Genomic DNA, 9,144 nt, shown 5'->3' with positions numbered 1-9,144 from the left:
GTCACCGGTCACGCCGGGCACGACCTTGATCAACGGAGGATCGGGGACGTTGAGTGTCCCGGATCCTCCGTTGATCAAGGTCCAAGACCGGGCGTCGCCCCCTGTCAGTCGCGGAACCGCCACTCTCGCCCAGTCGGGCGTGGGTAGGTAAATACCGGTCCGCTCTCCTTGACCTGCACCAGGCCTTCACGGACTTCGCCGCCCCCTGTACCGAAGGGCCCCAGCCCACGAGCGTCAGGCGGCCTCGTGCGCCTCTTCCACCGACCCGGGCAGCGCCGGCCCTCGCGGCGGGATCGCGTCCGCGGCGGCCGGGTCGACCTTCCGCACCGAACCGTCGGCCGCGCTCCGCGCGATCGCGAGCATCGAGGCCAGCGCGTCCTGGATCTGCTGCTGCTCCCGCTCCGGGATGAGGCTGAGTTCGATCAGCACGCTGCCGTTGCCGAGCAGCCCGTACCCGTTGCGCGCGATGCCCTGGTAGTCACCGCCGGGGTACTGAGAGACGTAGCCGCCGTTGCCGTCGATCGACCGCTGCACCACGACCGCGATCTGCTTCGCGAAGTCCACATCGGACGGTTCGACGCCCGCGTTCGTCGGCCACAGCGTGGAAGCGGTGATCTCCTTGCCTTCCGCGTCCCGATACCGGCCCTGCATGTGGTAGTCGACCATGATGTCCGGCTTGAACGACGCGTTCCGCCGCTGGATCAGGCCCGCCTCGGTCGCCGGGTTGTCCTTCGGCGCCACGGCCGGATCGTGGTAGCGGTTGATGTCGTAACCCTTGCCCTTCTCGCCGTACTCGGGAGTGGCGGCCGGGTCGTAGTTGTAGCGCCAGTCGCGTTCGTGGCCGTCGGGGTTGGCGCGCACGACGATGTCGACGGTCACCTTCGACAGCAGTTTCCGGGCCCACGCGCTGTGCTCCACGCCGACCTTGCGCAGGAACTCGAGCGCGGCGGGGGTGCCGAGCGGCTCGTCGCCGTGCTGCTGGGTGACGTACTGGATCCGCGTCTTGCCGTGACCGACCCTGGCCGCCCACACCGGGCGGCCTTCGTTGCTGCGGCCGATCTTGTCCACCTGGATCTTGCCGTGGCTGAGCACGGCCAGCTTGTGCAGTTCGAAGGCCAGCTTGACAGTGGAGGGCCGCGGGTCGACGGTCCGGCCGTCCACTGTGGTCTCGGCGGCCTGCGCGGCCGGGGCCACGAGCAGCCCGGCACTGACAAAAACGGACAACAGGGCGATTCGGGACTTGAGACTCATGGTCGGTGAGTATCGACGAGCGGGCATCGTCCAACAAGAGGCCGGATAAACCGGTCGAATTTTGTCGGTGGCAGGTTCTAGGGTGCCTACCGTGGGTGACTCAGAGCACGAATCGGCGATGGTCCAGGCGAAGGCGTTGGTCAAGCGTTTCGGCGACTTCGAGGCCGTGCGAGGGATCGACGTCGAGGTCCGCCCGGGGGAGGCGTTCGGCTTCCTCGGGCCCAACGGCGCGGGCAAATCCTCCACCATGCGGATGATCGCGAGCGTGTCCCCGCGCACCGACGGCGACCTGCGGGTCCTCGGGATGGATCCGGACGTCGAGGGGCCGAGGATCCGCGCCCGGCTCGGTGTGGTGCCGCAGCAGGACAACCTGGACACCGAGCTGACCGTCCGGCAGAACCTCCAGATCTACGGTCGCTACTTCGGGCTCTCCCGCGCGCACGTGCGGAGCAAGGCCGAGGAGCTGATGGAGTTCGCCCAGCTCACCGATCGCGCGAACGCCGAGGTCGATTCGCTCTCCGGCGGCATGAAACGGCGGCTGACCATCGCGCGGTCCCTGGTCAACGACCCGGAACTGCTCCTGCTCGACGAGCCGACCACGGGGCTGGACCCACAGGCCCGCCACCTGCTGTGGGACAGGCTGTTCCGGCTCAAGGCAGGCGGGACGACGCTGATCATCACCACGCACTACATGGACGAAGCCGAGCAGCTCTGCGACAGGCTGGTCGTGATGGACAACGGCCGCATCGCCGCCGAAGGCTCGCCCGCCGACCTGATCAGCCGGTATTCCACCCGTGAGGTCGTCGAGCTGCGCTTCCCGAACGGCGAGCAGGAGTCGGCCGCGAAGCGGATCGAGGGCCTCGCCGAACGCGTCGAGGTGCTGCCGGACCGTGTCCTGCTCTACACGATGACCGGCGAGGCCACCCTCGAACAGGCCCACGCGCGCGGGCTGCGTCCGCTGTCGAGCCTGGTCCGCCGAAGCTCGCTGGAGGACGTCTTCCTCCGCCTCACCGGCCGGACGCTGGTCGACTGATGACCACAGCGCAGACGAAGCCGTCGACGGGCCGCGTGGTCTCGCGCTGGGCTGGAGCCTGGCTGCGGGTCGAAGGCCATTGGATGTGGTACCGCCGGTACTGGGTGTCCACCCTGTACTCGACGGGCCTCCAGCCGGTGCTGTTCCTGGCCGCGATGGGGCTCGGGTTCGGTTCGCAGGTCCAGGCGGGCGCGGCGACAGGCGGGTTCTCGTATCTGGAGTACGTCGCCCCCGCGCTGCTCGTCGCCGGCGCGGCGCAGCTGGCGGTGGGCGAATCGAGCTATCCGGTGCTGTCGGGTTTCAAATGGCAGCAGGACTATCTCGCCGTCACCGCCACCCCGATCACGCCGGGGCAGGTGCTCGGCAGCCAGATCATGTGGGTGAGCCTCCGGCTGACCCTCGCCGGCACGATCTACGCCGTCATCGCGGCGCTCTTCGGATCCTGGACGAGTTTCGGCGTGCTCGTGGTCATCCTGATCGGCACGCTCACCGGCATCGCCTGCGGCACCCCGGTGATGGCGCTCGCCGCGACCACCTACGACGAAGGCTCCCGGTTCGGCCTGGTGTTCCGCTTCGTCCTGATCCCGATGACGTTGTTCTCCGGCACGTTCTTCCCGATCACCGAACTGCCGGCGCCGCTGATGTGGATCGCCTGGCTTTCCCCGCTGTGGCACGGAAACGAGGCCGCGAGGGCGGTCAGCCTCGGCACCGTCGGGCCACTCGCCACGCTGGGGCACCTCGCCTTCCTGGTCGTACTGGCCGGGGCGGGCTGGGCGCTGGCGCACAAGTACTTCTACCGACGGCTGGTGGTCTGAAATGGCGGTCCTCACCGAAGTCCCGCGGCGTGGGGTGCTGCTGCGCGTCCTGCCGTCCGCGCTGTACAGCGGCCGGTCGAAGGCGGTGCTGGAACGCACTTTCCTGACGTACTCGCACGTCTGGATGCTGTTCGTGTCCGGCGCGTTCGAGCCGCTGTTCTACCTGATGGCGTTCCAGCTGGGCTTCGGCAAACTCGTCGGCGAGGTCGTCGGTCCCGGCGGCCAGGTGATGAGCTACGTCGCCTTCGTCGCGCCCGGCTTGCTCGCGGCGTCGGCGATGAACGGCGCGATCCTCGACTCGACGTACAACCTGTTCTTCAAACTGAAGTACGCCAAGCTGTACGACGCCATGCTCGCCACCCCGATCGGGCCGCTGGACATCGCGCTCGGCGAGGTCGGCTGGTCGGTGCTGCGCGGCGGGGTCTACTCGGTGACCTTCCTCGGCGTGATGACCGCGATGGGACTGCCCGGATCCTGGTGGGCCGTGCTGATGATCCCGGCGGCGTTGCTGGTCGCGATGGCGTTCTCGGCCATCGGGATCGTGCTGGTGACCTTCCTGCGGTCGGTCTCGCAGTTCGACTACATCAACCTCGTGCTGATGCCGCTGTTCCTGTTCTCCACGACGTTCTACCCGCTTTCGGTCTACCCCGCGGCGATCCAGTGGATCGTGCAGATCTTCCCGCTGTACCACGGCATCGAGCTGATGCGCGGGCTCTCGATCGGGGTCCTGTCGTGGAGCATGGTCGGGAACGTGGCGTACCTGCTGGCACTGGCGGCTGTCGGGATCTACGCGTCGTCGAAGCGCTTCGGCAAACTCCTGTTGCGCTGACCCCGGCTCACCGGGCCGGGTTCGGGCCCGTCCGCCGGGGCGCCACCGCGGCCAGCGCGTCGACCATCCCGTGCCCGTAGAAGCCGTTGAACCCGGCGTACCCGGCGCAGTACGCGTCCTGGGTGCCGTCGCCGGTCAGGTCGTAGTCGGCGGGACACGCCATCGGGGTCGCCTGGGCGTCCAGCGAACGCCTCAGCTGGCGAGCGCCGTAGCCGGGGTGTTTCGAGGCGAGCAACGCCACGACACCGGCGACGTGCGGCGCCGCCATCGACGTCCCGCACAACGGCGCGTACCCGCCGGGAACGGTCGAAAGCACGCACTCACCGGTCTCGCCGCCGGGAGCGGTCACGTCGATCACGCCCAGCCCGTACGAGCTGTAACCGGCCTTCACCCGCTCCGCGCTCACGGAAGACACCGCGACGACGTCCCGCAAGCCGGCGGGCAAGGCCTGGCAGCCTTCGGCCTGGGTCTTGGCGCCGGAGTGCGCCGACGGTACGAGCCCGACGGCTTCGTTGGTCGCCGCCGCGATGTTGAGCGTGCCCGCCGAGGTCGCGTACTCGACGGCACGGGCCATGACCTCGTTCACCACGCCCCGTTCGTCGGCGTGGGAGCACGAGAGCGACCACGGCTCGACGTAGTAGCTGCTGTTCGTCACGGCCATCCGCTGTGAAACGGCCCACATCAGCCCGCAGACGGCGGCCTCGGGGTCGGCGTACCCGCGGTCGTCGATCACCTTCACCGACGCGATCCGCACACCGGGCGCCACCCCGGTGACCCCTTTGCCGTCGTCGGCCGCGGCGATGATCCCCGCGACATGGGTGCCGTGCGCCGACGTCGTCGCGGCCCAGTTCCGGTCGGGCGCGCCGGTCAGGCAACCCGCGGACTTGCCGGGGTCGAGGGCGGACGTCAGGTCGGGGTGGGTGGCGTCGACACCCGAGTCGAGAACGCCGACGACGACGTCCGGGCTCCCCGGTTCGATCTTGTGCGCCCGGTCGGCGCCGATCGCGCGCATGTCCCACTGCTCGTCGGTGCGGTCGGCGGAGGGCACCTTCGCCGGATCCGTCGATTCGAGTCCGGCGCGCGCGGGCGCGGCCTTGGTCGGCTGGGTCCTGGTGGATCGCGCGCCGTTGGCCCGCTGCACCGCGAGCCGTTCGGCCTGCGCGCTGAACGCGGCGGCGGGCCGGACCAGTTCGGCGAAGTCCCGGTCGGCCGAGGTCGCGACGGCCACCGCGATCTGCGGGTAGTAGATCGTCGTGCTGCCGCAACCACCGGTGACGGCCGCCCTGGCCTCGGCCTCGGAAGTGCCCCGGTCGAAGGCGACGACGTAGCGCAGCGCCCGGCCCTCGGGATGGCACGACGGGTCCGCGTCGGCCGTCGCGACAGCGGCGACCGAGCCGCAGAGCACCATGAAGGCGCATACGGCCGCTCGCAGGGACCGTCCCAGCAGGGACACCGGACCTCCCACCGGACGACAGGGGCAACGAGGGTGTCGCGGCCTGGGCTGGGCTGGATTCCGGCACCCTCGAGCGGCACGCTAGCCACCCTCGGCCGGGTCGACAAGCTCTCCCGCGAAGTTCCCTCGGCCGGTGACCGCGGCGCGCCCGGGAGCCAGGTCTGTGGCACCGAGTACACCGTAGTGGGGCCGGGGTGTGGGATACTCGCGGTGGCCGCTGGCCGACGGGCACACGTGAGAGGTGGCGCTCGCGGTCTTGTGGCCCGGTGGTGTGCTGCACATCCTCCACACGCGTCGCCGCTGCATGCGGCTCGACGACGTGGCGGGCGGCCCGATGTCGCGAACGTGGCCAGCGCTCCGCCGAGCAGACCTTTTGCCGTACGCGGCGCCCGGACAATCCCGGCGCCGTCGCGGTGCCGGGCAAGGATTCCCGCTGCTGGTGACCACCACGGCGGAACGAACAGAAAGGGGCCCCTGCGCGGCCGCGTCGAGCCGGTGTGAGCCAGCCGACGCGCCCGGGGGCGGAGGAGATATATGTCGAACGCGGACACACCCGCCGTCACCGGCGGGAATACCGCCACACCCATCGCAGGCCAGCTGGCCGAACTGCCGCCCCGGATCCGGGTGCACGCGCTGGCGAAGCTCCTGGGATCCAACAGCCGTGAACTGATGGCCAAGCTCGGTGAGCTCGGCGAGACCGTCCGCAGCGCGCAGTCCAGCGTCACCCGGGATGTGGCCCTCAAACTCGCCGAAGCCCTCACCAGCGGAGACGAGCCCGAAGCCGTCGAGACCGCTGAAGCGGCCCCGGCGGCCGAAGCGCCTGTCGTCGAGACGCCGAAGGCCGCCGAGCCCGAGGTCAAGGCCGAGCCGAAACCTCAGCCCGAGCCGGAGCCCGCTCCGCAGGTGGAAGCGCCTTCGCGGCGTGTCCCGCCCGCGCTTGCCGCCCCGGTGACCCCGGAGCCGCCGCAGGCGACGACCAGGCCCGCGAAGGCCGCCGTGCACGTCCCGGTGTTCGCCGCGCCGTCGCCGGTGTTCCTGCCGCCGGAGCCCGTCGCGGCGAAACCGGTCCGCAAGCCGGAGCCGGCCTTCGCCCCGACCGAAGAGACCGCCTCGGAAGAGGACGAGACGCAGACCGAGCAGGGCGAGGGCCACGGCACCGACGACGACGGTGACGACGCCAACGGCCGTCGCCGCCGTCGTCGCGGACGCCGTGGTCGCGGCCGCGGCAAGGGCGGCGACGAGAACTCGGCCGAGTCCGAGAACGAAGACGAGCAGCCCGAAGAGCCGCGAGCCCCGCGCGGCCGTCAGCAGCGCGCGAAGGACAAGGACGCCGAAGAGGCCGAGACCGAGTCCACCGAAGAGGCGTCCGCCGCCGCTGATTCAGCGGAGTCCGATTCGGACAATGACGCCGATTCCGACAACGGCAGCAAGCGCCGCCGTCGCCGTCGCCGCCGCAAGGGCGGGGACGACGACAGCGCCGAGTCCACCAGCGACGACCCGCCCAACACGGTCACCCACGTGCGGCAGGCCAAGGCCGCCGAGACCGAGCGTCCCGCGCGGGACGAGGTCCGCAGCGTGCGCGGCTCGACCAGGCTCGAAGCCAAGCGCCAGCGCCGCCGTGACGGCCGCGAGGCGGGCCGCCGCCGCGCGCCGATCCTGTCCGAGGCCGAGTTCCTCGCCCGCCGCGAGTCGGTCGAGCGCACCATGGTCGTCGCCGAAAAGGGCGAGTCGACGCAGATCGGCGTGCTCGAGGACGGCGTCCTGTGCGAGCACTTCGTGACCTCGTCGGGCACCGGTTCGATCGTCGGCAACGTGTACCTCGGCCGCGTGCAGAACGTGCTGCCGTCGATGGAGGCCGCCTTCATCGACATCGGCCGCGGCCGCAACGCCGTGCTCTACGCCGGTGAGGTCGACTGGGACGCCGCCGGTCTCGAGGGCAAGGCCCGCAAGATCGAGCAGGCGCTTTCCACCGGCGACTCCGTGCTGGTCCAGGTCACCAAGGACCCGGTCGGGCACAAGGGCGCCCGGCTGACCACGCAGATCTCGCTGCCGGGCCGCTTCCTGGTCTACGTGCCCGCGGGGGGCGCCACCGGTATCTCCCGGAAGCTCCCGGAGAACGAGCGCCGCCGCCTGAAGGACATCCTCAAGCGCATCGTCCCCGAGGACGCCGGTGTGATCATCCGCACCGCGTCCGAAGGCATCAGCGAAGAGGAGCTGGACCGCGACGTCCGCCGCCTCAAGGCGCAGTGGGACGTCATCAAGGAGAAGGCCGAAGCCGGCAACGGCGGCAAGAAGAACAGCGCCCCGGTCATGCTCTACGAAGAGCCGGACCTGCTGGTCAAGGTCGTGCGCGACCTGTTCACCGAGGACTTCGCCAAGCTGGAGATCCAGGGCGACAAGGCCTGGGACACCATCTACAACTACGTGCAGCACGTGGCGCCGGACCTGGCGGACCGGGTCAAGCGGTACACGGGCACCGGTTCGGCCTTCGCCGACCACCGGATCGACGAGCAGATCACCAAGGCGCTGGACCGCAAGGTCTGGCTGCCCTCGGGTGGCTACCTGGTCATCGACCGCACCGAAGCGATGACGGTCATCGACGTCAACACCGGCAAGTTCACCGGATCGGGTGGCAACCTCGAAGAGACGGTGACCAGGAACAACCTGGAGTCGGCGGAGGAGATCGTCCGCCAGCTCCGGCTCCGGGACATCGGCGGCATCATCGTCATCGACTTCATCGACATGGTGCTCGAATCCAACCGTGAGCTGGTGTTGCGGCGGCTGACCGAATGCCTCGGCCGTGACCGCACCCGCCACCAGGTCGCCGAGGTCACCTCGCTCGGCCTGGTGCAGATGACCCGCAAGAAGATCGGCACCGGGCTGCTCGAGGCGTTCTCGACGCCGTGTGAGCACTGCAAGGGCCGCGGCGTGGTCGTCTCGACCGAGCCGCAGCGCACCGGTGGCGGCGGCAACGGCCACAACCACGGCGGCGGTGGCAACGGCGGCAAGGAGCAGCAGCAGGGCTCCCGCCGGTCCCGCGGCCGTGGCAAGGGCGAGGAGCAGAGCCAGAACGAGCCCGCGGCGGCCAAGGCCGAGGCGCCGCAGGCGTCCGGTCAGCGTGAGTCGGTGGTTTCGGCGGTCCAGGCCGTGGCCAACGCCACGAAGGCGGCCAAGGGCGAGCACTCGCACGAGGTCACCGAGAACGTCGAGGGCGCCGCGCTCAACGGGCACGCCCAGCAGCCCGCTGAGCCGGTGAAGGACGCTCCGGAGACCGTCGCCGAGGCGACCGTCGAACAGGCCGCCGAGGCGGCCGCTGAGCCGGTTTCGGAGCAGGTCGCCGAGGCGCCCGCGACCGAGATCGCCGGTGAACCGGTGACGACTTCGGACGACGAGGCTCCGGCCGCGCGCGAAGAAGAGATCGCCGTCGTCGGGGAAACGGGCCCGGAGCCGGAAGCTCCCGAGGTTCCGGTGACTCCTGAGGCCGTTGTGACAGAAGAGGTTTCCGAACCCGAAGTCCCGGCGGCTCAGGAAGAGAACGAGCCCGAGGTGGACGTCCCGGCCCCGGCCGTGCGTTCCACCACCCGCCGTCGTCCGCGACGGGCGGCCTCGCGGCCGGCCGGTCCGCCGGTCAAGGCGTCGGAAAAGAGTCAGTGAACGCCGTGGGGCACCCCGGTGTGATCGCATCGGGGAGCCCCACGTAACCTATAGAACGGCCCGCCACCTAGCGGCGGGCACCTTGCGCAGAACCTGGACCACCGAGACT

The 9,144-nt window shown here is 70.2% G+C and carries 6 protein-coding genes; 4 read left to right on the top strand and 2 right to left on the bottom strand.

The window, feature by feature from the left end; translation table 11 throughout:
* Window positions 1-234: 234 nt before the first annotated feature.
* Complete coding sequence (locus tag ACFWMR_RS33025) at window positions 235-1,251, bottom strand: M14 family zinc carboxypeptidase (protein ID WP_378381198.1); 1,017 nt, start codon at window positions 1,249-1,251, stop codon at window positions 235-237.
* Window positions 1,252-1,369: 118 nt separating this feature from the next.
* On the opposite strand from ACFWMR_RS33025, the gene ACFWMR_RS33020 reads away from it, so the two are divergent.
* The 3 genes from ACFWMR_RS33020 to ACFWMR_RS33010 are packed head-to-tail and all read left to right on the top strand — an operon-like array spanning window position 1,370 to window position 3,928.
* Window positions 1,370-2,284 carry an ABC transporter ATP-binding protein gene (locus tag ACFWMR_RS33020; RefSeq protein ID WP_378381199.1) on the top strand — a complete coding sequence of 305 codons (915 nt, stop codon included), beginning with the start codon at window positions 1,370-1,372 and terminating at the stop codon, window positions 2,282-2,284.
* Entirely contained in the window at window positions 2,284-3,099 is an 816-nt protein-coding gene (locus tag ACFWMR_RS33015) for an ABC transporter permease (RefSeq protein WP_093937552.1), read from the top strand. The genes ACFWMR_RS33020 and ACFWMR_RS33015 overlap by 1 nt, the downstream gene beginning before the upstream one ends.
* A 1-nt stretch (window position 3,100) precedes the next feature.
* The gene (locus ACFWMR_RS33010; protein WP_093937553.1) at window positions 3,101-3,928 is read left to right on the top strand and encodes an ABC transporter permease; all 828 of its coding nucleotides are present in this window, start codon (window positions 3,101-3,103) and stop codon (window positions 3,926-3,928) included.
* 7 nt (window positions 3,929-3,935) lie between these two features.
* Here ACFWMR_RS33010 and ACFWMR_RS33005 read toward each other — a convergent pair whose 3' ends face one another.
* Window positions 3,936-5,381: a S8 family peptidase gene (locus tag ACFWMR_RS33005; protein ID WP_093937554.1), complete on the bottom strand. Its 1,446-nt coding sequence runs from the start codon at window positions 5,379-5,381 to the stop codon at window positions 3,936-3,938.
* A gap of 534 nt (window positions 5,382-5,915) precedes the next feature.
* Here ACFWMR_RS33005 and ACFWMR_RS33000 point away from each other — a divergent pair.
* Window positions 5,916-9,035, top strand: coding sequence for a translation initiation factor IF-2 N-terminal domain-containing protein (locus tag ACFWMR_RS33000; RefSeq protein WP_378381197.1), 3,120 nt, complete (start codon window positions 5,916-5,918; stop codon window positions 9,033-9,035).
* Window positions 9,036-9,144: the final 109 nt, after the last annotated feature.

The organism is Amycolatopsis thailandensis, from assembly GCF_042723255.1.
GTDB classification, from domain to species: Bacteria; Actinomycetota; Actinomycetes; order Mycobacteriales; family Pseudonocardiaceae; genus Amycolatopsis; species Amycolatopsis thailandensis.
This window is presented reverse-complemented; position numbering and strand designations above follow the sequence as displayed.